The organism is Sphingomonas zeae, assembly GCF_014197135.1.
Taxonomy (GTDB): domain Bacteria; phylum Pseudomonadota; class Alphaproteobacteria; order Sphingomonadales; family Sphingomonadaceae; genus Sphingomonas; species Sphingomonas zeae.
In genome coordinates this window covers 208,212-231,611 of the sequence record NZ_JACIFA010000002.1, presented here as the reverse complement: position 1 = coordinate 231,611, position 23,400 = coordinate 208,212, and the positions used below count along the sequence as shown (strand labels likewise).

Annotated in this window: 23 protein-coding genes, 1 tRNA gene and 1 pseudogene; 12 read left to right on the top strand and 13 right to left on the bottom strand. The window is 64.6% G+C overall.

Annotated elements, in window-relative coordinates:
* Positions 1-127 precede the first annotated feature (127 nt).
* Both GGR45_RS04175 and GGR45_RS04170 read left to right on the top strand, forming a co-directional pair.
* Positions 128-1,882: a fatty acyl-AMP ligase gene (locus GGR45_RS04175; RefSeq protein ID WP_175312887.1), complete on the top strand. Its 1,755-nt coding sequence runs from the start codon at positions 128-130 to the stop codon at positions 1,880-1,882.
* Between the two features lie 106 nt (positions 1,883-1,988).
* Positions 1,989-2,297, top strand: a complete 309-nt coding sequence (locus GGR45_RS04170; RefSeq protein ID WP_246358041.1) for a hypothetical protein — start codon at positions 1,989-1,991, stop codon at positions 2,295-2,297.
* A gap of 32 nt (positions 2,298-2,329) precedes the next feature.
* On the opposite strand, the gene GGR45_RS04165 is transcribed toward GGR45_RS04170, so the two are convergent.
* Entirely contained in the window at positions 2,330-2,668 is a 339-nt protein-coding gene (locus GGR45_RS04165; protein ID WP_175312886.1) for a DUF3140 domain-containing protein, read from the bottom strand.
* 47 nt (positions 2,669-2,715) lie between these two features.
* The gene (locus GGR45_RS04160) at positions 2,716-4,098 is read right to left on the bottom strand and encodes a hypothetical protein (RefSeq protein WP_175312885.1); all 1,383 of its coding nucleotides are present in this window, start codon (positions 4,096-4,098) and stop codon (positions 2,716-2,718) included.
* 362 nt (positions 4,099-4,460) lie between these two features.
* Here GGR45_RS04160 and GGR45_RS04150 point away from each other — a divergent pair, with 362 nt between their 5' ends.
* The 4 genes from GGR45_RS04150 to GGR45_RS04135 are packed head-to-tail and all read left to right on the top strand — an operon-like array spanning position 4,461 to position 7,356.
* On the top strand, positions 4,461-5,312 hold the full coding sequence (locus tag GGR45_RS04150) for a CDP-alcohol phosphatidyltransferase family protein (protein WP_175312884.1): 852 nt from the start codon (positions 4,461-4,463) through the stop codon (positions 5,310-5,312).
* Positions 5,312-6,409, top strand: a complete 1,098-nt coding sequence (locus GGR45_RS04145; RefSeq protein ID WP_175312883.1) for an inositol-3-phosphate synthase — start codon at positions 5,312-5,314, stop codon at positions 6,407-6,409. Before GGR45_RS04150 ends, GGR45_RS04145 begins: the two co-directional genes overlap by 1 nt.
* Positions 6,406-7,158 carry a phosphocholine cytidylyltransferase family protein gene (locus GGR45_RS04140; protein ID WP_175312882.1) on the top strand — a complete coding sequence of 251 codons (753 nt, stop codon included), beginning with the start codon at positions 6,406-6,408 and terminating at the stop codon, positions 7,156-7,158. The genes GGR45_RS04145 and GGR45_RS04140 overlap by 4 nt, the downstream gene beginning before the upstream one ends.
* A gap of 24 nt (positions 7,159-7,182) precedes the next feature.
* Positions 7,183-7,356: a hypothetical protein gene (locus GGR45_RS04135; RefSeq protein WP_175312881.1), complete on the top strand. Its 174-nt coding sequence runs from the start codon at positions 7,183-7,185 to the stop codon at positions 7,354-7,356.
* An 88-nt stretch (positions 7,357-7,444) separates the two neighbouring features.
* On the opposite strand, the pseudogene GGR45_RS19980 reads toward GGR45_RS04135, so the two are convergent.
* From GGR45_RS19980 to GGR45_RS04115, 6 genes and pseudogenes are all read right to left on the bottom strand, one after another.
* Positions 7,445-7,627: pseudogene (locus GGR45_RS19980) on the bottom strand (hypothetical protein); the annotation flags it as partial.
* A 156-nt stretch (positions 7,628-7,783) separates the two neighbouring features.
* On the bottom strand, positions 7,784-9,196 hold the full coding sequence (lpdA, locus tag GGR45_RS04130) for a dihydrolipoyl dehydrogenase (RefSeq protein ID WP_175312880.1): 1,413 nt from the start codon (positions 9,194-9,196) through the stop codon (positions 7,784-7,786).
* Positions 9,197-9,257: 61 nt separating this feature from the next.
* Entirely contained in the window at positions 9,258-9,653 is a 396-nt protein-coding gene (locus tag GGR45_RS04125) for an acyl-CoA thioesterase (RefSeq protein ID WP_175312879.1), read from the bottom strand.
* Positions 9,650-9,862: a hypothetical protein gene (locus GGR45_RS04120; protein ID WP_175312878.1), complete on the bottom strand. Its 213-nt coding sequence runs from the start codon at positions 9,860-9,862 to the stop codon at positions 9,650-9,652. The genes GGR45_RS04125 and GGR45_RS04120 overlap by 4 nt, the downstream gene beginning before the upstream one ends.
* A gap of 20 nt (positions 9,863-9,882) precedes the next feature.
* Positions 9,883-9,960: a hypothetical protein gene (locus GGR45_RS19975; RefSeq protein ID WP_415640788.1), complete on the bottom strand. Its 78-nt coding sequence runs from the start codon at positions 9,958-9,960 to the stop codon at positions 9,883-9,885.
* The gene (locus GGR45_RS04115; protein WP_415640786.1) at positions 9,933-11,225 is read right to left on the bottom strand and encodes a pyruvate dehydrogenase complex dihydrolipoamide acetyltransferase; all 1,293 of its coding nucleotides are present in this window, start codon (positions 11,223-11,225) and stop codon (positions 9,933-9,935) included. The genes GGR45_RS19975 and GGR45_RS04115 overlap by 28 nt, the downstream gene beginning before the upstream one ends.
* Before the next feature lie 129 nt (positions 11,226-11,354).
* On the opposite strand from GGR45_RS04115, the gene GGR45_RS04110 reads away from it, so the two are divergent.
* Entirely contained in the window at positions 11,355-11,810 is a 456-nt protein-coding gene (locus GGR45_RS04110) for a universal stress protein (RefSeq protein ID WP_175312877.1), read from the top strand.
* Positions 11,811-11,944: 134 nt separating this feature from the next.
* On the opposite strand, the gene trxB is transcribed toward GGR45_RS04110, so the two are convergent.
* Entirely contained in the window at positions 11,945-12,913 is a 969-nt protein-coding gene (gene trxB / locus GGR45_RS04105) for a thioredoxin-disulfide reductase (RefSeq protein WP_175312876.1), read from the bottom strand.
* A gap of 118 nt (positions 12,914-13,031) precedes the next feature.
* Between trxB and GGR45_RS04100 the strand changes: the two genes are divergently transcribed.
* The 3 genes from GGR45_RS04100 to fdhD are packed head-to-tail and all read left to right on the top strand — an operon-like array spanning position 13,032 to position 16,641.
* On the top strand, positions 13,032-15,335 hold the full coding sequence (locus GGR45_RS04100) for an FdhF/YdeP family oxidoreductase (RefSeq protein ID WP_175312875.1): 2,304 nt from the start codon (positions 13,032-13,034) through the stop codon (positions 15,333-15,335).
* Complete coding sequence (gene mobA, locus GGR45_RS04095) at positions 15,332-15,838, top strand: molybdenum cofactor guanylyltransferase (RefSeq protein WP_175312874.1); 507 nt, start codon at positions 15,332-15,334, stop codon at positions 15,836-15,838. The genes GGR45_RS04100 and mobA overlap by 4 nt, the downstream gene beginning before the upstream one ends.
* Positions 15,839-15,870: 32 nt before the next feature.
* Positions 15,871-16,641, top strand: coding sequence for a formate dehydrogenase accessory sulfurtransferase FdhD (gene fdhD, locus GGR45_RS04090; RefSeq protein ID WP_175312873.1), 771 nt, complete (start codon positions 15,871-15,873; stop codon positions 16,639-16,641).
* A gap of 4 nt (positions 16,642-16,645) precedes the next feature.
* Here fdhD and GGR45_RS19885 read toward each other — a convergent pair whose 3' ends face one another.
* The 4 genes from GGR45_RS19885 to GGR45_RS04070 form a co-directional block, all read right to left on the bottom strand.
* A complete protein-coding gene (locus GGR45_RS19885) occupies positions 16,646-17,869 on the bottom strand; it encodes a diguanylate cyclase domain-containing protein (RefSeq protein WP_175312872.1) in 1,224 nt (407 codons plus the stop codon).
* Positions 17,870-18,197: 328 nt separating this feature from the next.
* A tRNA-Met gene (locus GGR45_RS04080) sits at positions 18,198-18,274 on the bottom strand.
* Positions 18,275-18,329: 55 nt separating this feature from the next.
* The gene (locus GGR45_RS04075) at positions 18,330-18,833 is read right to left on the bottom strand and encodes a 2'-5' RNA ligase family protein (protein WP_175313095.1); all 504 of its coding nucleotides are present in this window, start codon (positions 18,831-18,833) and stop codon (positions 18,330-18,332) included.
* A gap of 17 nt (positions 18,834-18,850) precedes the next feature.
* A complete protein-coding gene (locus GGR45_RS04070) occupies positions 18,851-20,701 on the bottom strand; it encodes a potassium transporter Kup (RefSeq protein WP_415640787.1) in 1,851 nt (616 codons plus the stop codon).
* A gap of 510 nt (positions 20,702-21,211) precedes the next feature.
* Here GGR45_RS04070 and GGR45_RS04065 point away from each other — a divergent pair.
* Positions 21,212-22,468: a threonine ammonia-lyase gene (locus tag GGR45_RS04065; RefSeq protein ID WP_175312870.1), complete on the top strand. Its 1,257-nt coding sequence runs from the start codon at positions 21,212-21,214 to the stop codon at positions 22,466-22,468.
* Positions 22,469-22,584: 116 nt separating this feature from the next.
* Positions 22,585-23,382 carry an arginyltransferase gene (locus GGR45_RS04060; protein WP_175312869.1) on the top strand — a complete coding sequence of 266 codons (798 nt, stop codon included), beginning with the start codon at positions 22,585-22,587 and terminating at the stop codon, positions 23,380-23,382.
* Positions 23,383-23,400: the final 18 nt, after the last annotated feature.

Here is a 23,400-nt window from a genome sequence, read left to right as displayed (position 1 = left end):
CTTGTTTGTGCCACACTGACACCGGATTTAGAACGCGGGAAGCCGCCATTCTTGGCGGAAAAGAATCACTCGTCCCCGCGCGATCACTTTGCGGGGGCGCAAAAGCATAAGGAACGAAGGCAAGGCCATGACGATCGAGCACCATCAGGACGACGCGCGCGCCATCATCGCGACGCCGACCGAGGATGCGCTGCCGCGCCGCTTCGCCGACTTCGACACGCTTGGCGAAGCGCTGGACTATGCTGCCTCGGGCGCGCGCGGGCTGAACTTTCATGACGCACGCGGCACCCTGACCCGCCCCTATCCCTTCGCCGAACTGCGCGAGGATGCGCTGGCCTGCGCCCGCCGGCTGATCGCCAGCGGCGTGAAACCGGAGGAGCGGATCGCGCTGGTCGCCGAAACGGGGCCGGAATTCGCCGCCTTGTTCTTCGGCGTGGTCTATGCGGGCGCATGGCCGGTGCCGCTGCCGCTGCCGACCTCGTTCGGCGGACGTGACAGCTATATCGAGCAGTTGCGCGTCCAGCTCGCCAGCTGCGACCCCAAGATGCTGATCTTTCCGCCCGAGCTGGCCCAGATGGCGAGCGCTGCCGCCCAGGCCGCGGGCGTCGAGGGCATCGACTGGGACAGCTTCGCCACCCGCGAGGCGCCCGAGACGACGCTGCCGCAAGCGAGCCCGGACGCCATCGCCTATCTGCAATATTCCAGCGGTTCGACCCGCTTCCCGCATGGCGTGGCGATCACCCATCATGCGCTCCTGAACAATCTCGCCGCGCACAGCCATGGCATGAAGATCCAGGACAGCGACCGCTGCATCTCGTGGCTGCCCTGGTATCACGACATGGGTCTGGTCGGCTGCTTCCTGTCACCCATCGCCAACCAGGTCTCGACCGATTACCTCAAGACCGAGGATTTCGCGCGGCGTCCGCTCGCCTGGCTCGACATGATCAGCCGCAATCCCGGCACCTCGGTCAGCTATTCGCCGACCTTCGGCTATGACATTTGCGCGCGCCGCATCTCGTCGCAGACCAAGGCGTCGGATCGCTTCGACCTGTCCCGCTGGCGGCTGGCGGGCAATGGCGCCGACATGATCCGCCCCGATGTGATGCAGTCCTTCGTCGACGCCTTTGCCGATGCGGGTTTCCAGGCCACCGCCTTCCTGCCCTCCTATGGCTTGGCCGAGGCGACGCTGGCCGTGTCGATCATGCCGCCGGGCGAGGGTATCCGCGTCGAGCTGGTCGAGGAAACCCAGCTGTCGGGCGGCGCACGTGGTACCGACCGCCCGCAGCGCTTCCGCGCCATCGTCAATTGCGGCAAGCCCGCACGCGACATGGAAATCCAGATCCGCGAAGAGGACGGCACTCCCCTGCCCGATGGCGCGATCGGCAAGGTCTGGTGCAAGGGGCCATCGGTCATGGTCGGCTATTTCCGCGACCAGGAAGCAACCGACGCCTGTCTGGTCGACGGATGGCTCGACACCGGCGACATGGGCTATATGTCCAAGGGCTATATCTACATCGTCGGCCGCGCCAAGGACATGATCATCGTCAACGGCCGCAACCACTGGCCGCAGGACATCGAATGGGCGGTCGAGCAGCTCCCGGGGTTCAAGGCTGGCGACATCGCCGCCTTTGCGATCACCACGCCGGGCGGTGAGGAAACCCCCGCCGTGCTGGTCCAGTGCCGCAGCTCGGACGACGAGGAACGCGCCCGCCTGCGTGACGAAATCCGCGAGCGGGTGCGCGCGGTGACCGGCATGAACTGCGTGATCGAACTGATCCCGCCGCGCACCCTGCCCCGCACCAGCTCGGGCAAACTGAGCCGCGCCAAGGCCCGCAACCTGTATCTGGCGGGTGAGATCAAGCCGTACGACGTCGCGGCGTGATCTTACCGATCCGATTGAGATGAAAGGGGCTCGGTCGAAAGACCGAGCCTTTTTTCATGGAGTTACAAGTCCGCTCGCACACCCATAGGCGCTTGATACGTCTGCAATGCTGACGCATCCTGCCGCGACCCAAGGGGAGACGACCGGCATGAACTACGCTCGCGCAATGATGATGACCCTGGCCGTCATGACGGCCGCCGCCCCCGCCATCGCGCAATCGGGACAGACGGCAGAAAAACCCAAGGTCAAGAAGACGTGCCGATCGCTGACACCTACCGGCTCGTTCCTGCCAACCCGCGTCTGCAACACCGACGAAGAGTGGCGCAAGTTCGACGGCATCGGCCAACAGGGCGTCGGCGAGTTTCGCCGGGCGCTGAACATGACCAGCACGAACGAGCGCAACCAGCGCAACTGAACGATCGATCGGGGCGGCGTCTTCGGGGCCGCTCAGCCCTTCAACGGATCATGCCCCCAGTTCATCAGCGAATAGCGCCACGGCGAATGTTCGACATCCTTGTCCGGTCCGCCCTGCTTCCGATGCCGGTGCACATAGCCGACGACCTTCTTCATATGGGCATAGTCGTCGTCGGTCAGATCGGCCTTCTTCTTGCGCTTGATCTCCACGATACGGCGGCCCGATTCGTGCCCGACGCTCTCGACTGATCCGCCCTTCTTCTGGCCGACTTTCTGCGACTCGTCGGTATCCAGAAAAGTCTCCAGCTCCGCCGGGGCCATGTTCACGGCCTCCTTGAAATCGGCGTAAACCTGCTCGTGATCGTCGGCCATGCGCGGCTCCTTTCGGGGCGGTCAACGTCGCGCAGCGGCTTTGGGGTTCAGATCAGCATCGCTTCATAGCTTTGCGGGGGCAGCGGCATGGTCGCCCGCGCGATGCCGCCGACGATCAGTACCACCACCAGCACCACGCCCGTGGTCCGCACGATCCATCGATCGCCATGCCACGGCTTGGCCAGAATCAGCCCCAGCGCGCACGCGACGATCGGCCAGAGGTGATAGCGAACGTCCGACGCCACGCTGATGACCAGGAAGCTCGCTTCCAGTCCCAGCGCCGAACCGAACAGCGCGCCAGCCAGTCCATTGCCGCGCGTCACCGCCAGGCCTCCCGCGGCCAGCACCAGCCAGACGATCGGCCACATGATCGGCATATCGGCCCAGCGACCCGCCATTTTCTGCCAGGCCAGCGCGGTTCGGCCGGGTTGCCCCAGATGATAGTCGTTGGGCTCGCTGCCCTGCGGCGGCGCGGCATTGATCCAGCCCGGCGGCACCCACAGCCGCCAGGTCGAGTTCACATGCGCCAGCCGCTGCTCGGCATAGGCCAGCGGATGGTGCAGGATCGCAGGGGCGAGCCGGGCATAGATCTGTCCCGGCGGGGTCTTCTCGAACCGGTGGAGCCGGGTGCCGCAGCGGGCGGGCTCGCCCAGCGGATCCCAGAAGAACGGCTTGACGCAATGCTTGGCGCGAATCTCCACCACCTCGGCCGGGGACAACCCCAGTCGGGGGTCATAAGGCACCCGCACCGCGATCCCCGCAAGGTCGTACAGCGCCTGGGTCCGCGCGACGCCGCTATCCGCCGCACCCAGCAGGCGATGGTTGACGAACGGCGCCGCCGCCAATGTCACGAGGGTCAATGCGATCGTAATCGCGATCCGGCGGGGCCAGCGATCGGCCACCAGCAGCGCGACGAACGGTGCGATCGCGAAGATCGCATTCGCCCGCACCAGCGCGGCATAGACCAACAGCAGCGCCGCCGCCCCCCAAGCGCCGCGCGGCACCGACGCCCCGCGCAAGCGCCACCAGCCAATGATCCCTGCGGCAGCCAGCATCGCGGCTGTCATCTGCGCATCCTTCAGGATCGCGACCTGCCATCCGAGCCAGGGTGGCATCAGCCCGACCGCCAGCACCATCAGCGCGGCGCGCGGCCGCCGATCGACGATCGCCGCCGCCAGTGCCCCCAGTCCCAGCCACCATCCGGCCAGTTGCAGCGCGAGCATCGGCGCCGTCCCCCGATGCACGAACAGCGACCAGAGCCGCGCCATGATTGGCGGGTGCCAGTCGTCATATTTCCCGGTGAGCGCCTGGGCATATTGGCCGACGCTGTCATATTGAATGAAGCCGGGCGAGAAGATGGCGACGCCGAGCGCGAACAGGATCAGGGCCGCAACGATGACGCGCAGACGGTGGCTATGGGCTCTGGTCATGACGGATGCGACCGATGCGGCCAAAACCGGATGTTTCGCAAGCGGAATTCGCCGTATCGGCGCGGACGAATGGTCATCGGAGACGGCTCACCCTCGGCCGGATCGAAAGCCGGGGTGATCCTCGAAATTACCAAGGCGTTGCTGTCGGCGGATTTTGTCGAGGGGATGGGAAGTCGGGAGGTCTTCGACTTCGCTCGGCAACCATGATGAATTGGGAGGCCATTTGGTCTGGCTGGCACGTTGATTTGCCAGGGCCTGCCGGGTGCAGGCCATCGCCACAACCATCGGCTTGAACCGATGAATGACCGGCACGTTGCAAATCGCTTGCCAATCGGACACCATAGCCCATACATTACGATTTAATGACGCTTACCGCCCCCGACATGTCACGGGACCGTCGGATAGAGGATCCGACAAATCTCTGGATCATTCATCCAGCGGCTCGCCGCCTTTTGCCTTGGTTCGTCGAGCGTGGAATCTCAGCCAATGCCGTTTCCTTGGCCGGGCTGGCTCTGGGCACATCCGCGGCGCTGGCCTACACCCAATGGAAAATCTGGTTTTTGGCCTTTGCCGGCTTGCTGCTGTCAGTCGGATGGCTTGTCGCCGACGGCTTGGACGGGATGATAGCGCGGGCCACCGGCACAGCCAGTCCGCTGGGGCGCGTGCTGGACGGGTTGTGTGACCATGGTGTTTTCTTCCTGATCTATGTCTCGCTGGCCTTCTCCATCGGCACGTTGGAAGGCTGGGCATTGGCGGTCGCTGCAGGCATTGCCCATATGGTTCAATCCAACATGTACGAAAGCGAACGAGCCCGCTTTCACCGTCGTCGCAATGCGGTGGCGACGATTGTCCGTCCTGCCCCTAGCCGCAATCCGCTCGTTCAACTTTATGATTATAGCTGGGGAATGCTGGATCGCGTCGCCGCGCGGTTCGATCAGGCGCTGGGGCACCACCCTGCCCCCTCTGAGCTTGCGGCGAGATATGCCACCCTGGCCGTTCGGCCCATGCGGCTAATGAGTCTGTTGTCCGCCAATGTGCGGGTCTATGCCATTTTCCTGGCCTGTCTTTTCGGTAATCCACGCCTGTTTTGGTGGTTTGAGCTCATCCCACTAAACATCATCCTCATCCTTGGACTTTTCCAACACCGCACCGTCGAGAATTGCTTAACAGTGCCGGGAAAGTATTTTCCAGAAATAAAAGGAAGTAAGAAGTAATGCCGGCCATTAACATTGCCATCGTTGGGGTAGGCAACTGTGCCAGCTCTCTCGTGCAGGGGCTTTCCTATTATCGCGAGGGTGCAAATGAAACGGTCGGGCTCATGCATTGGGACTTGGGCGGTTATAAGCCGACTGATATAAACGTTGTCGCGGCTTGGGATATTGACCAACGAAAAGTCGGCAAGGACGTAGCAGAGGCGATTTTCGCCAAGCCCAATTGCACCACCGTCTTTTGCGAAACCGTGCCTCCCACTGGGACCAAGGTGCAGATGGGGCATGTTCTTGACGGCGTCGCCGAACATATGTCGGATTATGACGATCATCGGACGTTCCTGCTCGCGCATGAAAAGGAGGCGTCCAAAGCGGAAGTGGTCGCCGCGCTGCGCGAGACCAAGACCGATGTGCTGATGAACTATCTGCCGGTTGGTTCGCAGGCTGCCAGCGAGTTCTACGCCGAATGCGCGCTCGAGGCGGGTGTGGCTTTCGTGAACAATATTCCGGTGTTCATCGCCAGTGACCCCATATGGGCGGAGCGCTTCACCAAGGCTGGCGTGCCGATCATTGGCGACGACATCAAGGCGCAGCTCGGTGCCACCATCGTTCACCGCGTGCTCACCGATCTGTTCGCCAAGCGGGGCGTCAAGCTGGAGCGCACCTACCAGCTCAACACCGGCGGCAACACCGACTTCCTCAACATGTCCAATCATCGCCGCCTTGCCTCGAAGAAAATCTCGAAGACCGAGGCGGTGCAGTCGGTCGCGGCGGAGCGGCTGCACGACGACAATGTTCATATCGGCCCGTCCGACTATGTGCCTTGGCAGAACGACAACAAGATCTGCTTCCTGCGGATGGAAGGGACGATGTTCGGCGGTGTGCCGATGAACCTCGAGTTGCGCCTGTCCGTCGAGGACAGCCCGAACAGCGCCGGCGTCGCCATCGATATGATCCGGTGCGCCAAGCTGGCGAAGGATCGCGGTTTGGCGGGGCCAATCGACGCGGCCTCGGCGTATTTCTGCAAGCATCCGCGTATTCAGATGACCGATGACCTTGCAGCGCAGGCAGTCGATGAGTTCATTGCCGTAGCGGCGGAATGATCGAAACCGGTATTGTTCTCGCGGCAGGCGAAGGCTCGCGCCTTCGCTCTGTCGCCCCGCTCAAGCCGCTCTGCCGCGTTGACGGGCGGACACTGCTTGCCCATGCCGTGTTCGGCATGGCTGAGGCAGGGCTGGCGCGAACGGTTGTGGTCGTCGGCTATGAGGCGGAGAGGATCGAATCCTACGTTGCGGCGAACGACTGGCCGATCATCGTCGAGACGATACGGGTCGAAGATCATCGGAATCCCAACGGTTCATCGTTGCTCGCAGCGGAACCACTGCTGGGCGGCGATGAGGCAATTCTGGCGATGTGCGACCATCTAGTCGAACCAACATTCTATCGGCGAATGGCCGGCGCCAATACGGGCGGCGGTGCGTCGCTCGGAATCGACCGTCGGATCGATAGCGATTGGATCGATCTTGAGGATGTGACCTGCGTTCAGACCGATGGCGACTGCGTGGTCGGGATCGGCAAGGGCCTGGCCGTCTATGATTGCTTCGATACGGGCGTCTTCACCGTCGGCAAGGGCCTTTTCGACGCGCTCCGCGGATTGGAAAAGCCCTCTCTCACCGAAGGAATGCGGCGCCTGGCATCCGACCGGGCCGCCGCCGTCAAGGATTGCAGCGATCTTGAATGGATCGATGTAGACGATGAGCGGGCATGGCACATTGCAGAAACATGGCTCGCGGCAGGGCGTCGCAGCGCAGACATCGGCGAAATGGCGACCAGGACGATGCTGCCGACTTGAGGTGAGCTGCTCTCCACCGGATGCATGTCGATCCTGAAGGCGGTCTTGCTGGGGCGCGAAATCCTGCCACTTCGCTGGCTCGGTGGAGCGTTGGTCCCGAAAAGTCTGGCGATGGATGAGCCTGAGACCGGCAAACCGGCCGCGTGGCACGTCGATCGACAGCTTGCCGGTATCGATCGTTACGTCTTCCGACCGTAGCCGTTGCGGGACTTGCCGCCCCCCCTCCCCCGGCGAGGTGATGATCCGGGAGCGTCAGGAATTTCGTGTGCGAGCGGGCGGATGAACATTACGCTGCCATGGCCCTGATGAAGCGTTCGCCAAAGATGACGGCGACTTGGGCCTTTGCCATGGTCCACTCACGCGGCGGCATCTTTCACTCTTTCTCCGAGCGGTTCAAGATCAGGTAGAGCAGCTTGGTGGCGGCCTCGTCGCTGTGAAAATGCCCCCGGGCGCTCACCGCCCGCGCCAGAAAGTTGCCCGCCTACGCCAATGTCGTGCTCGCCAGACAGACCAAATGGTCCCCCAATGCATAATGACTGCTGAGCGAAGTCGAAGGCCAAGGGAACCCTAACAAAAAAGGGGTCCGCAAATGCGAACCCCTTCGTCATAATCTGCTCGGCAAAAATCAGATGTGCAGCGCACGGCCATAAGCGGCCAGCACCGATTCGTGCATCGATTCCGAGATGGTCGGGTGCGCGAACACCGTTTCCATCAGCTCGGCTTCGGTCGTCTCCAGCTGGCGGGCGACGACATAGCCCTGGATCATCTCGGTCACTTCCGCGCCGACCATGTGCGCGCCCAGCAGCTCGCCGGTCTTGGCGTCGAACACGGTCTTCACGAACCCTTCCGCCTCGCCCAGCGCGATCGCCTTGCCGTTGCCGATGAAGGGGAACTTGCCCACCTTCACCTCGTAACCGGATTCCTTGGCCTTCGCCTCGGTCAGACCGACGCTGGCAACCTGCGGACGCGAATAGGTGCAGCCCGGGATGTTGCCCTTGTCCATCGCGTGCGGGTGGACATCCTTGTTGCCCAGCGCCTGCGCGATGGCTTCGGCGGCGATCACGCCCTCATGGCTCGCCTTGTGCGCCAGCCAGGGTGCGCCGGTCACGTCGCCGATCGCCCAGATGCCGTCGACATTGGTGCGGCCATAGCCGTCGGTCTTGATGTGACCACGATCGCTTTCGACGCCCAGCTTTTCCAGACCGATATTCTCGGTGTTGGGGACGATGCCGATGGCGACGATCGCATGGCTGAACTCCGCGGTTTCGACCTTGCCGTCCGGGCCTTTCATCGCGGCCTTCACGCCCGATGCGGTGGCTTCCAGCTTTTCCAGACCCGTCTTGGTCTTGATGGTCATGCCGAACTTGGTCAGCTGCTTGGTCATGAACTCGCTGACTTCGGCGTCCTCGACCGGCATGATCCGGTCGAGCATCTCGACGATGGTCACTTCGGCGCCCATGTCGTTGTAGAAGCTGGCGAACTCGACCCCGATCGCGCCCGATCCGATGACCAATAGCTTGGTCGGCATGGCGGGCGGCACCATCGCATGGCGATAGGTCCAGATCCGCTCGCCATCGGCCTTGGCGAAGGGCAGGTCACGCGCGCGCGCGCCGGTGGCGACGATGATGTGCTTGGCGGTCAGCTCGGTGGTCTTGTCGCCCTGGACGACCGACAGCTTGCCCTTTCCGGTGATCGTGCCGACGCCCTCATGGACGGCGACCTTGTTCTTCTTCATCAGGCCCTTGACGCCCGCATTCAGCTGGCCCGCCACCTTGCGGCTGCGGTCGACCACCTTCTCCAGACTGAACGAGGGCTTTTCGACCGACAGGCCATATTGCGCGGCATGGGTCATGTAATGATAGACCTCGGCCGAGCGCAGCAGCGCCTTGGTCGGGATACAGCCCCAGTTGAGGCAGATGCCGCCCAGCCGCTCGCGCTCGACGATCGCGACCTTCAGGCCGAGCTGGCTCGCGCGGATCGCCGCGACATAGCCGCCGGGGCCGGAACCGAGGACGATAAGGTCGTAAGTGTCAGCCACTTGGATCTTCCTTCTGAACGCACGCCTCAAGGCGGCGGATGGGGTTACCCCCGAGGTAATGTCAGTCTTGTGCCGGGGCCATCGGCGGAACGGTACGCGGCTTGCGGTCCTTGTCGGTCGCGACGAACACGAAGCGCGCCTGGGTCACCTTGGTCGCGTCCTCCATATGGCGGGCACGGCGCCAGGCTTCGACCTCGATGGTCATCGACGTGTTGCCGACCCGGACGAGCGTCGCATAGACCGAGACCTCGTCGCCGACGAGCACGGGGGCGTGGAACTTCATCCCCTCCGCCGCGATCGTGACCGCGCGGCCGCCAGAGTGGCGCGACGCCACCGAACCGGCCGCCAAGTCCATCTGGCCCATCAGCCAGCCGCCGAAGATATCGCCATAAGGATTGGCGTCCCCCGGCATGGCGGTGACGCGGATCGTCGGGTTCAGATCGGGCAGTGCGGTCATTGTTCGCTATGCCTGCGCGCCATGCGATCGGCGATACGCGCACGGTGGAGCGGGCCGATGCCCATCGCCACCGTCACGATCGCCGCCCCCGCCCCACACCACCAGATTTCGGTGCGTGCCAGCGGATAGGCCCAGGCGGCGGCCCAGGTCATGACGAGCGCCGCGACCAGCCCCAGGCCGATATAGAACAGCTCGATCCCGACCCGCATGGCCCCGCCCCTTCGCTGCTTTAGGCCAGCATGGCGAGCGGACGCTCGACCAGCTCCTTGAACACCTTCATCAGCTCGGCACCGTCGGCCCCGTCGATCGCACGGTGGTCGAAGCTGCCGGTCGCCGACTGACGGTCGCCACGCCCAGCTGGTCGTCGACGATATAGGGCCGCTTCTCGCCCGCGCCGATCGCCAGGATCATGCCCTGCGGCGGATTGATGACCGCCTCGAACTGCTTGATGCCGAACATGCCCATGTTCGAGATCGAGGCGGTGCCGCCCTGGAATTCATGCGGCTGCAGCTTGTTGTCGCGAGCGCGGGTGGCCAGGTCCTTCATCGTGGTCGAGATGGACGACAGCGACCGCGTATCCGCCTCCGACACGATCGGGGTGATCAGGCCCGCAGGCGTCGACACCGCGACCGAGATGTCGGCGCGCTTGAAGCTGATCAGCTGGTCCGGCGTGAACATGACGTTGCACTTGGGCACCGCCATCAGCGCGACGCCCAGCGCCTTGATGAGCATGTCGTTGACCGACAGCTTCACGCCGCGCGATTCGAGACCGGCATTCAGCTCGCCACGCAGCTTGAGCAGCGCGTCGAGGCGCACGTCCACCGTCAGATAGATGTGCGGCACCTGCTGCTTCGACTCGGTCAGGCGACGCGCGATCGTCTTGCGCATGTTCGACAGCTTCGACGCTTCATGCGGGATGTCCGGCACCTGCGCGGGCTTGGGCGCGGGCGCAGGCGCCGACGCGGTTTCCGCCGGAGCCGAAGCGGCGGGAGCGGCGGCCTTGGCCTGACCGGGCTGTGCGTTCTCGACGTCGGCCTTCACGATGCGGCCGTTCGGCCCCGAGCCGGTGACGGCAGACAGGTCGAGGCCTTTTTGCGAAGCGATGCGGCGCGCCAGCGGGCTGGCGATCGCGCGGCCGTTTCCGGCACTCGATCCACCCTGCTTGCCCGAATCGACGGGCTTGCCGTGATCCTCGGCCTGGGTCAGCGTGCGCTCGACCGGCTTGGCTTCGCTGCCGGTCTTGTTGGGATCGGTTGGGTCGGTCGGCATCGGCTTGGCAGGTGCTGGGGTTTCCGACTTGGTCGGGGCCTGGACCGACGCGGCATCCTCGCCCTCTTCGGCCAGGATCGCGATGACGGTGCCGACCTTCACATTGTCGGAGCCTTCGGACACGAGGATCTTGGCGATGACGCCTTCGTCCACCGCCTCGAATTCCATGGTGGCCTTGTCGGTTTCAATCTCGGCCATGATATCGCCGGACTTCACCGTGTCCCCTTCCTTCACCAGCCATTTGGCCAGCGTGCCTTCCTCCATGGTCGGCGACAGCGCGGGCATCTTGATCTCGATCGACATGGAGGTCCTCTCGGGGAAAACGAATTCCGTAGCGGCCCGTCTCTTGCGCCCGAATTGCGCTCGGTCAAGTCATGGCCTTGCATGAAATACTATGTAACGGCATCCCTTCATCGGAATTTGGGGGCCGCCATGCGCATCTATCTGGTCGTAATCGACGACAGTCCGGAATCGAAAATCGCGCTACGCTTCGCCGCTCGGCGCGCCGTCAAGACCGGCGGGGGCGTCGAAATCCTGACCGTACTGCCGCCGCAGGAGTTCATCGCATTCGGCGGCGTGCAGGCGACGATCGAGGACGAGGCGCGGCAACAGGCCGAGGCGCTTTTGGCCAGCGCCGCGGGCACGATCCTGGACGAATCGGGCCTGCGCCCCTCGATCACGGTGCGCGAAGGCGACGGGCCGAAGGTGATCCGCGAGATGATCGCGGCCAATCCCGATATCGCGGCCCTGGTGCTGGGCGCGGCGGCTAGCGGCGCGCCCGGCCAGCTGGTCAGCCACTTTGCTGGCACCGACGCCGGCGCGCTGCCGGTGCCGGTGATGATCGTGCCGGGGTCGCTGACGCCCGAGGCGATCGATCGGTTGAGCTGAAACCATTCCTCCCCTGCAAGGGGAGGGGGACCGCCGCGAAGCGGTGGTGGAGGGGGATGGTCGCAAGGGACGCCCTTTGTGGCACGCCCCCTCCACCAGCTTCGCTGGTCCCCCTCCCCGTTCCGGGGAGGAATTTACTCCGCCGCCTTGGCCAGTTCCTCGAACTCGGCCGCCGCCAGGAAGCGTTCGGCGTCGAGCGCGGCCATGCAGCCGGTGCCCGCCGCCGTCACCGCCTGGCGGTACACCTTGTCCGCCACGTCGCCGCAGGCAAACACGCCCGGCACGCTGGTCCGGGTCGATCCCGTCTCGACCGCGATATAGCCGTCCGAATCAAGTTCGAGATGGCCCCGGAACAGTTCGGTCGCCGGATGGTGGCCGATCGCGACGAAGCCGCCTTCGACATCCAACCGGCTATGCTCGCCCGTCACCGTGTCGAGCAGGTCGAGCGCGACCAGGCCCGCATTGCCACCACCGTCGACGAACTCGCGCACTTCCTTGTTCCACAGCACCTTTACGTTCGGATGCGCGAACAGGCGCTCCTGCAGGATACGCTCGGCACGCAGCGAATCGCGGCGGTGGATCAGCGTTACATCGTCCGAATGGTTGGTCAGGTACAGTGCTTCCTCGACCGCGGTGTTGCCGCCGCCGATCACCGCGACCTTCTTGCCGCGATAGAAAAAGCCGTCGCAGGTCGCACAAGCCGACACGCCCTTGCCCTTCATCGCCTCTTCGCTGTCCAGACCCAGCCATTTGGCCTGCGCACCGGTAGCGATCACCAGCACCTCGCCTTCATAGATATCGCCGCCATCGCCGATCAGGCGGAACGGGCGGTTGGTCAGATCGACCTCGGTGATCGTGTCCCACATCATCCGCGCGCCGACATGCTCGGCCTGTTTCTGCATCTGCTCCATCAGCCAGGGTCCCTGGATGACATCGGCGAAGCCCGGATAATTCTCGACATCCGTGGTCGTGGTCAGCTGACCGCCGGGCTGGATGCCCTGAACCACGATCGGCTGCATGCCTGCGCGCGCGCCGTAAATGGCGGCCGACAGCCCGGCGGGGCCGGAGCCGAGGATGAGCATACGCGTGGTGTGGGTGGTCATGTCCGAGTCCTGTGAAACGATTTGCCCCCAGATAGGCGCTGCCCGTCCAAAAATGAACTGCTTCTCATGCGGCCAATCGGCGCGTGCTTCGTTGGGCGTTTGAGTGGAGATTTGCCCGATGCGCGACGACGATGATGTGAAGATCACCGAATATACCGCCCCCGCCGGCGGTTGGGGTTCGATGAAGGGTATGGCCAAGATCCTCCCCAAGGAGGGTCTGGGGCCGGAGACGCTCGATACGCTGCGTCGTCAGAACAAGCCCGGCGGGGTCATGTGCGTCAGCTGCGCCTGGGGCAAACCCGCCAAGCCACATATTGCCGAGTTCTGCGAGAACGGGGCCAAGGCTACGGCCTGGGAACTCAGTTCGCTTCGCGTCACGCCCGATTTCTTCGCCAAACATAGTGTCACCGAGTTGGAAGCATGGCCCGACCATGACCTGGAGCAGGCGGGCCGCCTGACCCATCCGATGCGCTATGACCGTGCGACCGACCGATATGTTGCGGTCAGCTGGGACGAGGCGTTCGCGGCGATCGGGGCCAAGCTGAAAAGCTGCGACCCGACCAAGGTCGTGCTCTACGCCTCGGGCCGCGCCTCCCTTGAAACCTCGTTCATGTATTCGCTGTTCGGGCGGATGTGGGGGCAGCAGAACCTGCCCGACAGCTCGAACATGTGTCACGAGACCACCTCGGTCGGCCTGAAATCCGCCATCGGTTCGCCCGTCGCGACGATCCAGATGGAAGATTACGACAAGTGCGACGCGATCTTCTCCTTCGGGCAGAATGTCGGGACCAATTCGCCGCGGATGCTCCACAATCTTCAGGCCTGCGCCAAGCGCGGTGTGGAGATCGTCACCTTCAATCCTTTACGCGAGCGCGGCTGGGAACGCTTCGCCTCGCCGCAGAACCCGGCACAGATGCTGACCGGCAGCTCGACCGACATTTCCAGCCAGTACCATCAGGTGAAGGCGGGCGGCGACATCGCCGCGCTGACCGGTATCTGCAAGCTGGTGATCGAGGAAGACGACCGCGCCGTCGCCAAGGGCACCAAGCGCATCCTCGATCATCACTTCATCGAACAGCACACCACCCGGTTCGAGGATTTCGCCAATTACTGCCGCAATGCCGCGTGGAGCGACATCCTGCGCGATTCGGGGCTGACCCGCGACGCGATCGAACAATCGGCGCGCGTCTATATGAAGGCGGAGCGGGTCATTGCGGTCTATGGCATGGGCATCACCCAGCACCGCTATGGCATCGACGCGCTGCACATGATCGTCAACCTGCTCTTGCTGCGCGGCAATATCGGCCGCGAGGGCGCGGGGCCGGGTCCGGTTCGCGGGCACAGCAATGTGCAGGGCCAGCGCACCGTCGGCATCACCGAAAAGACCGAGCTCGCCCCCGTCGAGCGGCTGAAGGAATTGTTCGAGTTCGAGCCGCCGACCGAGGATGGCTGGGACACGGTCGAGGCCTGTCGCCAGATCATCGCGGGGACCGCCCAAGGCTTCGTCCAGCTGGGCGGCAACTTCCTGCGCGCGACGCCCGAACATGCCAGGATGAAGCAAGCCTGGGCGAAACTCCCGATCACCGTCCATATCGCGACGAAGCTCAACAAGAGCCATCTGGTGCCCGGCGAGGAGAGCTATATCCTGCCCTGTCTGGGGCGACTGGAAACGGACATGCAGAGGGGCGGACGTCAGGCGGTGTCGATGGAGGATTCGTTCAGCCATATCTACGGCTCGGTCGGAAAGGCGACGCCCGCCGCCGATACCTTGTTGTCCGAACCCGCCATCGTCGCGGGGATCGCCAAGGCTGTGCTGCCGCCCAACCCCAATGTGCCGTGGGACGAATGGGTCGGCGATTATGGGCTGGTCCGCAACGCGATCGAGAATGTCTATCCGGACAAGTTCGCCAATTTCAACGAACGGCTTTTCGAGCCGGGCGGCTTCTGGAAAGGCAATCCTGCGGCGCACCGCAAATGGGAAACCGAAAGCGGCAAGGCCGAATTCAACGTGCCGCGCGCAATGGACGCTTCCGGCATTACCCCCGCCGAGGGCCGGATGCGGCTCATCACCCTGCGTTCCAACGACCAGTTCAACACCACCATTTATGGCTATGACGATCGCTTTCGCGGGATTAGCGGGACGCGGATGGTCGCGATGATGAACAAGGCCGATATCGCAAAACTCGGCCTGTCCGATGGTCAGACCATCGCGCTGGAAAGCGACGCCGAAGATGGCGTGGATCGCGTGGTGGAGGGCCTGCGGGTGGTCGAGTACAACATCCCGGAAGGATGTATCGGGGGCTATTATCCCGAGCTCAACTATCTGATCCCGCTCGAACATCACGCATTGGAAAGCCATGTCCCCGCCGGCAAGTCGGTGCCCGTGAGGGTCCGCGTACAGGATGCGACCCTAGGCGCATGAGCATATTGGGCGCGGTCCTGACCGGAGGGCGATCCTCGCGCTTCGGATCGAACAAGGCGGTGGCAATGCTGGGCGACCGCACCCTGGTGGCGCACGCCCGCGCGACCATCGCCCCCCATTGCGCGCGGGTCATCCAGGTCGGGGGCATGGACGGTGTACCCGACATGCCCGCCCCCGGCCTGGGGCCGCTGGGCGGCATTGCCGGGGCGTTGGACTATGCGGCGAGCCACGGCTTTCGCTGCGTGCTGACCATCGGGTGCGACATGCCGCACCTGCCGCAAGGATTGATCGAGGCGATCCTGCGTCGCGAGCCCAGCTATTGCCGGGATGCGCCGGTGCTGGGGCTGTGGCCGGCTGCACTCGGGGCGCATCTGATGGCGCATCTTTCGCTTGGGCAGGATCGCTCGGTGCGCGGTTGGGTTCGGGCGATCGGGGCGATACCCATCGCTTCGCCCGAGCCGATCGCCAATGTAAACACGCCCGCCGATCTCGCCGCGTTGTGAGGGCGGGTTCCGATCCCGCCCGTCCGCTGACGATGATCCGCCTGTCCGCCGACGGTGCGGCAGCGTCGATCGAGCGCGCGGTCGCGGTGGAATGTCCGGTTGCGATCGAGGTCGACGGTTTCGGCTATGCCGTGATGATGATGACGCCCGAACGGCTGGAGGATTTCGCCACCGGCTTCCTCCTGACCGAGAGGCTGGTCGACGTGCCCGGCGACATCCTTGCCATCGAGCCCTTTGCCGCCGACACGGGCTGGATCGTCCGGGTGACGCTGGCGGCGCATCTGCGCGGTCGGATGCACGACCGGATCCGCCACCGGACCAGCGATACGAGTTGCGGGCTATGCGGCCTTTCGGGGCTGGAGCAGATCGCTCGCCCCGTCACCAAACGCCCCCCCCGGCCGAAAGCCAGCACCGAGACGCTGTTCGCGACGCTGGGCACCGTTCGCGCGCATCAGCCGCTCAATGCCCGGACGGGAGCCGTTCACGCCGCCATCGCCTGTGACGCAATGGGAGCGGTGCTGACGGCGGCCGAGGATGTCGGGCGGCACAATGCGCTCGACAAGCTGGTCGGCATGTTGGCCCGCGATACGGCGCTGCACGCCGACTTCATCCTTGTCACGTCGCGGATCAGTTATGAGATGGTCGACAAGGCACTGGTGACAGGCATCGGCCTGCTGATCGGGATATCCGCGCCGACCAGCCTGGCGATCGCCCATGCTCGCGCCCATGATCTGACCTTGATCGCGCTGGCCCGGTCCGATGCGATGCTCGTCGCGCACGATCCGCACGGCTGTTTCGCCTGACGGATCAGCCCGCGACGAGCCGGGGCACCTCCGCCCAGCCGATCGCATCGCGATCCGACGGCCTGTCGGGCGTATCCTGCAAGATGCGGTCACGCCCCGCCCGCTTCGCACGATAGGCGAGCTGGTCGGCACGCGCGATCAATCCGTCGAGCGTGTCGCCCGCCCGGTAGCGCACGATTCCACCGCTAGCGGTCAGCGCGGGCAGACCGCGCGCGGCAAAGGGCTTCAGCGCGTCACGAATCGCTTGACCCAGCCGGGCCGCGCGATTGTCTGGCCCAACATCTACGCCGTCGGCATCAGGGATCAGGATCGCGAACTCCTCGCCGCCCATGCGCACCGCCAACATATCCTTCGCGATCAGGCCCTGAAGCACGCGAGCGAAGGCGACCAGCACGGTGTCGCCCGTTGCATGGCCATGACAGTCATTGATCGCCTTGAAATGGTCGAGGTCGAGGACCAGGGCATGAAGCCCTCCGCCGCGCAGCGTCGCCTCGACCATCATGCGCGGCCCCACCCGGTACAGGCGCCGCCGATTGGCGAGACCGGTCAGCGGATCGGTTTCGGCATCGAGGATCGTCTCTTCCAAGGCTCTCTGGATCACCAGCAGCATCAGGCACAGCCCGGACGCGACCAACAGCACGCCGGTCGAGATTTGCGAGATGATCGCATAAAAAGTGCTTAGATAGGCCTTGGCCGAACTGCCCGATCCCAGCGATAGCGCCAGGAACGGCTTGGCCAGAAAATGCGCCCCGGTAACGGCGAATACGCCGACCAGCATGGCACGGATCGGCCCTACCGCCCCGATCTTCCGAACCGCCAGCATCACCCCCGCCGAGGCGATGGCGAAGGGAAGCTGGAACAGCAGCTCATAGGGCATGGTGTTGCGTGTGCCACCCCATATCGCAAGACGCAGCGCCAGTCCGCCGAGCCAGATCAGCAGGGGAAGCCGCCACGGCGGGCGATCCCCGACAAAGACCTGTATGCCCATTCCCATGGCCAGGATGCCACCCAGGAACGCCGCATAGCCCAACAGAGCGAACAGATCGGCAGCGTCGGTATAGCGGACCATCAGCTCGCAAATGGGCGTCAGGAAGCCGAGGAGATAGCTGACCGTGAACCAGATCGCCGCGCGCTGTCGCGGATAGGACACCGCGACCACGCCATAGGTCACGACGAAAAGCGCCGCCATGCAGCTATTGGCTATCAAGGCATAGACGGCGGCATTCACGACCTAATGTCCGAAGCTCCCTGGGAAAATCGTGACGCGAAGCTACCAAACAGAAGAAAAGGAGAGGTTAAGGCGCAACATACCCCTTGCCCCCGGACCCTGCTAGCGCAGAGAGAAGCACGCTATGGCAACCCGTGGCAATAGGCCATGCGGGCAAAGCGCCGAATGCACGAAATGTTATAAAGCCAAGTCATTTTACTTGCAAGAGCAACGCAAAGGCCGCGCTGAACACCGCCTGCCGACCGGCTCTTTCCAACGCACAGCCGCGCGATTCGAGGCGCAGGTCCGCCTGCGCCGGATCGTCACGATGATGGGGAAATACACCGGGTGGTAGCGAAGGAGGGACTTGAACCCCCGACACGCGGATTATGATTCCGCTGCTCTAACCAGCTGAGCTACTTCGCCATGCTAGGCGTTCCACCCGGTGGAGGCGCGCCTATAGACAGGCTGTTTTCGGGCGTCAAGCGAACAAATGACGCGACAGCATTTCCCAAGGACCCCCGCGATACCACCAGGCGCCCAGCCCTATCAGCTCGACCGGGCGGGGCCGGAAATCGCGTTCCATCTGTTGCAGCAGCAGCTTGGCGGTTGCGGGCGTCACCTTGTTCTGGATCGTCACATGCGGACGCCATCCCCCCGCATCCTGCGGGGTCAGCATCCCCGCAAAGGCATCGATCAGTTCGCGACGAATGGCGACGAGGCCGGGCGATTCGATCCGGATCGCCACGCCCCGGCCCAGCGACATCAGCCCGCCCGCGCGCGTATCGGGCGCGCGCACCCCGCGCGTCAGGCCGTTCAGGCGAAGCTTCAGCTCCGCCTCGACCGAGGGCGGCAGATGGTGGAACAGCGTGCAATGCGCGTCGAGCACGTTGCGCTCGGGCGGAAAATGCTGACGACGCAAGCCATCGAACCAGCCCTGGTCGGTACGACCGAACAGCGCGGTGACGATGATGGGCGCCGGGATCGGGGCGGGCTGGCCGCTCAGATTTCCACCTGACTGCCCAGCTCGACCACGCGATTGGTCGGCAGGCGGAAAAACTCCATGGCGCTTTCGGCGTTGCGCAGCATCCAGGAGAACAGCTTCTCGCGCCACATCGACATGCCCGGTCGCTCGGCGGCGAGCAGGGTCTGGCGCGACAGGAAGAAGCTGGTGTCCATCATCTTGAACGCGCCGCCTTCCATCTCGACCCGCTTGAGCGCGGCGGGCACGTCCGCCTCTTCCATGAAGCCGAAGCGCAGGACCAGGCGGTGGAAACCATGGCCCAGATCGTCGCGCTTGGCCCTGTCGCCTTCGGGCCAATAAGGCTGGCTCATGATCTTGACGGTCAGCAAGATGATGCGCTCGTGCAGCACCTTGTTATGCTTGAGATTGTGGAGCAGCGCGTGGGGCACCCCCTCGGGTGAGGAGGTCATGAAGATCGCGGTGCCCGACACCCGGCTCGCCGCGCCCGCCGCCGAATCGATGAAGATGTGGATCGGCATCGTCCCCTCGCGCAGCCGCTGGATCATCAGCTTGCGCCCCGTCGACCAAGTCGTCAGGAAGGTGAAGATGACGAAGCCGACCAGCAGCGGGAACCAGCCGCCCGACGGCACCTTGGTCAGGTTGGCGAGGAAATAGGCGCCGTCGACCAGGAAGAACAGGCCGAGCAGGGGCAGCGCGGCATAGAGCGGCCATTTCCACAACCGGGTCAACGCGACGCCGAGCAGGCAGGTATCGATCAGCATCGCCCCCGTCACCGCGATGCCATAGGCCGAGGTCAGGTTGGACGAGGAGCGGAAGAACAGGACGAGCAGGATCACCATCACCATCAACATCCAGTTGATGAGCGGGATGTAGATCTGCCCCGCGGTCGCCGCGGACGTATGCTCGATGCGCAGGCGCGGCATGAAGCCGAGCTGGATCGCCTGTTGCGTGACCGAAAAGGCGCCGGTGATGACCGCCTGGCTGGCAATGACGGCCGCGGCGGTGGCAAGCAGCACCAGGGGCAGCTGCAACCCTTCGGGCGCCAGCATGTAGAAGGGGCTCTCCAGCGCGGCGGCGCCCTCGCGGAACAGCAGCGCCCCCTGCCCCATATAGTTCAGCATCAGCGCGGGCAGCACGAAGACCAGCCAGGACAGGCCGATCGGTCGCCGGCCGAAATGGCCCATATCGGCGTAGAGCGCCTCCGCGCCCGTCACCGCCAGCACGACGGAACCCAACGCCAGGAAGCCACGCACCGGATCGATGAAGAAGAACCGCACCGCATGATGCGGCGACAGCGCCTGCAACACCTCGGGCGTCTGGACGAAGCTCATGATGCCCAGAACCGCGATCGCGCCGAAATAGAGGAGCATCACGGGTCCGAAGAACAGGCCGACCCGCTCGGTGCCCGAACGCTGGATCTTGAACAACACGATCAGGATGGTGATCGCGATCGGCAGGACGAAGCCGCCAAAGGCGGGCGCGGCGACCGCAAGTCCCTCGACCGCGCTCAGCACGGTGACGGCGGGCGTGATCATGCTGTCGCCATAGAAAAGCGCAGTGGCGAAGACCCCGAGCAGCACGATGCCCCGCGACCAGCGCCGCGTCTTGGTCTGCCCCGACACCAGCGCGAGCAGCGCCAGGCTGCCCCCCTCGCCCTTGTTGTCGGCACGCATGATGATCGCGACGTATTTGATCGAGACGACGATCATCATCGACCAGAAGATCAGGCTGATGACGCCCAGGATATGCGCATTGTCGAGCGGCAGCGGATGGTGCGGATTCGCGAAGGTCTCGCGGAAGGCATAGATCGGACTAGTGCCGATATCGCCGAACACCACCCCGATCGCCCCTAGCGCGAGCCGCGCCATGCCCTGGGGCGGATGGGGATGGGAGTCTTCGTTCGCGGTTGTGGCGATCCCGGTGGGAGAGACGCTCATGACTGGGGGATCGTGCCGGTGATGGGAAGGATCATCGGCGACATCCGTGGCAACCCTGTGATCATCGCGACGCCCTAGCATGGCCCCAAAAGACCAGCAACGCAGGGGCCGAGGGGTTGTTGCGTTGCTGCACGTTTTCGGGGGGCGGGCGATGCCGCAATGCAACAGTGGAGATGGACCTCGAGGCGTTCCTACCGTTGCCCCAAGCACGCCCCTCCCGCAGGCGGGAGGGGATGGGGGAGGGAAAGCCACGGACGCCAGGCTCGGTGAGACACCATACCCTCCCCCGACCCCTCCCGCCTGCGGGAGGGGAGAAAGAAGAGCTCCCCCCGTTCAGCCTGAGCGAAGTCGAAGGCCTCGCCCCGCCCTCACCCCGAACGCCCCACCCCAGACCTTTCCGAAACGGTTCACCTCCCGCCCGCGATCGGCTACGGCATCACCATGGTTAGTCGCACCGCCGCTCAGGCCGCTTCGGAAATCCCGTCCTCGCTCGTCACCATCGACGATGTCCGCGCCGCTCATGCGCGGATTTCGGACCGGATCATCCGTACGCCGACGCTGATCAGCCGGACGCTGTCGCAACTGACCGGGGCGACCGTTTACCTGAAGTTCGAGAACCTGCAGTTCACCGCCGCCTATAAGGAACGCGGCGCGCTCAACACGTTGCTCCAGCTCTCCGAGGAAGCCAAGGCCAAGGGTGTGATCGCCGCCTCGGCGGGCAATCATGCGCAAGGGCTGGCCTATCACGCCAATCGACTGGGCGTGCCCGCGACCATCGTGATGCCGCGCACCACCCCGATCGTGAAGGTCGTCCAGACCGAAGGACACGGCGCCACCGTCGTGCTGGAAGGCGACACCTTCGACGCTGCCTATGCCCATGCCCGCGTGCTCGAGGCGCAGCGTGGCTATACCTTCGTTCACCCCTTCGACGATGCGCGGGTGATCGCGGGCCAAGGCACGGTTGCGCTGGAGATGCTGGAGGACGCCCCCGACATCGAAACGCTGATCGTGCCGATCGGCGGCGGCGGGCTGATCTCGGGCATCGCCACCGTCGCGGCGGCGGCCGACAAGCCGGTCGAAGTCGTCGGCGTGCAGGCCGAACTGTTCCCCTCCATGTACAACCGGCTGAACGGGACGACCCTGCCCTGCGCAGGCGATACGCTGGCCGAGGGCATCGCGGTCAAGGAGCCCGGGGGCCTGACCTCGCAGATGGTCGCGCAACTGGTGCGCGAAATCCTGCTGGTCGATGAGCGTCATCTGGAAGAAGCCGTCAGCGCGCTGCTCCAGATTGAAAAGACCGTGGTCGAGGGCGCGGGCGCGGCGGGCCTCGCCGCGCTGATGTCCCACCCGGAGCGCTTCCGGGGCAAGACGGTCGGCATCGTGCTGTGCGGCGGCAATATCGACACCCGCCTGCTCGCCAACGTGCTGCTGCGCGACCTGGCGCGCTCGGGCCGCCTCGCCCGCCTGCGCATCCGGTTGCAGGACCAGCCGGGCGCGCTGTTCAACGTCGCGCGCATCTTCGACCGTGAGCGGGTGAACATCATCGAGGTGTATCACCAGCGCGTCTTCACCACCCTTCCCGCCAAGGGCCTCATCACCGATATCGAGTGCGAGACGCGCGACGCGCTGCACCTGCACCGACTGATCGAGGCGTTGCGCGCGGCGGGGTACGAAACCACCCAGGTCGAACTCGCCTGATCCACGGCTGTTTTTCGGCCGATCGTCCCGTTTCCGAACGATGCTGCCCCATCGCTTCGGACGGGAAGATCGCTAAAGAGAGTTATCGTCCCCTACTCGTAAGGAACTGCCCGGCGGTGACCGCGCCTTTTCGTTTTCCGCGCTTCTTCGTCACCAGCCCCGCCCCCTGCCCCTATCTGCCGGGGCGCGACGAGCGCAAGGTGTTCACCGAACTGAGCGGCGACCATGCCGATGAACTGAACGAAGCGCTGAGCCGCATCGGCTTTCGCCGCAGCCAGGGGGTCGCCTATCGCCCCTCCTGCGCGGGGTGCAGCGCATGCGTGTCGGTACGGGTCGTGGCGGGTGGCTTTCGGCCCAACGGCACCCAGCGCAAGCTGCTGCGCCGCCACGCCGACCTGGAAGTCACCGCCTGCCAGCCCTGGGCCACCGCCGAGCAGTTCGCGCTGCTCCGCCGCTATCTGGGCGAGCGGCATCCCGGCGGCGGCATGGCGGCGATGGATGAGAGCGACTATGCCGACATGGTCGAACTGTCGCCCGTCCAGTCGGTGCTGGTCGAATATCGCGAACCGACCGCGGCGGACGGGACGCGCGGACGCCTGGTCGGCTGCTGCCTGACCGATCGGCAGGGCGACGGCCTGTCGATGATCTACAGCTTTTTCGAGACGCAGGACGAGAGCCGCCCGGGTCTCGGCAATTTCATCATCATGGACCATATCCTGCGCGCGCGCGCCGCCGAACTGCCCTTCGTCTATCTGGGCTATTGGGTGAAGGGCTCGCCGCGCATGGCGTACAAGACGCGCTATCAGCCGCTGGAGGCGCTTACCGTGCGCGGCTGGTCCCCTTTCTCCGGCGAAAGCCCGACGCCGATCGCGCCTCCCCCGGTCGAAACCGCGATCGAGGCGGGGGAAGCCTGACCTGGCGCGCCCTTATTC

What these genes read in the sequence shown, in the direction of transcription:
- GGR45_RS04170 (WP_246358041.1), top strand. Translation starts at nt 1,989, where the DNA reads ATGCTGACGCATCCTGCCGCGACCCAAGGGGAGACGACCGGCATGAAC.
- trxB (WP_175312876.1), bottom strand. Translation starts at nt 12,913, where the DNA reads ATGACCACCCACACCACGCGTATGCTCATCCTCGGCTCCGGCCCCGCC.
- GGR45_RS04110 (WP_175312877.1), top strand. Translation starts at nt 11,355, where the DNA reads ATGCGCATCTATCTGGTCGTAATCGACGACAGTCCGGAATCGAAAATC.
- mobA (WP_175312874.1), top strand. Translation starts at nt 15,332, where the DNA reads ATGAGCATATTGGGCGCGGTCCTGACCGGAGGGCGATCCTCGCGCTTC.
- GGR45_RS04160 (WP_175312885.1), bottom strand. Translation starts at nt 4,098, where the DNA reads ATGACCAGAGCCCATAGCCACCGTCTGCGCGTCATCGTTGCGGCCCTG.
- GGR45_RS04140 (WP_175312882.1), top strand. Translation starts at nt 6,406, where the DNA reads ATGATCGAAACCGGTATTGTTCTCGCGGCAGGCGAAGGCTCGCGCCTT.
- GGR45_RS04165 (WP_175312886.1), bottom strand. Translation starts at nt 2,668, where the DNA reads ATGGCCGACGATCACGAGCAGGTTTACGCCGATTTCAAGGAGGCCGTG.
- GGR45_RS04125 (WP_175312879.1), bottom strand. Translation starts at nt 9,653, where the DNA reads ATGACCGCACTGCCCGATCTGAACCCGACGATCCGCGTCACCGCCATG.
- GGR45_RS04135 (WP_175312881.1), top strand. Translation starts at nt 7,183, where the DNA reads ATGTCGATCCTGAAGGCGGTCTTGCTGGGGCGCGAAATCCTGCCACTT.
- fdhD (WP_175312873.1), top strand. Translation starts at nt 15,871, where the DNA reads ATGATCCGCCTGTCCGCCGACGGTGCGGCAGCGTCGATCGAGCGCGCG.
- GGR45_RS04100 (WP_175312875.1), top strand. Translation starts at nt 13,032, where the DNA reads ATGCGCGACGACGATGATGTGAAGATCACCGAATATACCGCCCCCGCC.
- GGR45_RS04120 (WP_175312878.1), bottom strand. Translation starts at nt 9,862, where the DNA reads ATGCGGGTCGGGATCGAGCTGTTCTATATCGGCCTGGGGCTGGTCGCG.
- GGR45_RS04175 (WP_175312887.1), top strand. Translation starts at nt 128, where the DNA reads ATGACGATCGAGCACCATCAGGACGACGCGCGCGCCATCATCGCGACG.
- GGR45_RS04070 (WP_415640787.1), bottom strand. Translation starts at nt 20,701, where the DNA reads ATGGCGCGGCTCGCGCTAGGGGCGATCGGGGTGGTGTTCGGCGATATC.
- GGR45_RS04145 (WP_175312883.1), top strand. Translation starts at nt 5,312, where the DNA reads ATGCCGGCCATTAACATTGCCATCGTTGGGGTAGGCAACTGTGCCAGC.
- GGR45_RS04115 (WP_415640786.1), bottom strand. Translation starts at nt 11,225, where the DNA reads ATGTCGATCGAGATCAAGATGCCCGCGCTGTCGCCGACCATGGAGGAA.
- GGR45_RS04065 (WP_175312870.1), top strand. Translation starts at nt 21,212, where the DNA reads ATGGTTAGTCGCACCGCCGCTCAGGCCGCTTCGGAAATCCCGTCCTCG.
- GGR45_RS04150 (WP_175312884.1), top strand. Translation starts at nt 4,461, where the DNA reads ATGACGCTTACCGCCCCCGACATGTCACGGGACCGTCGGATAGAGGAT.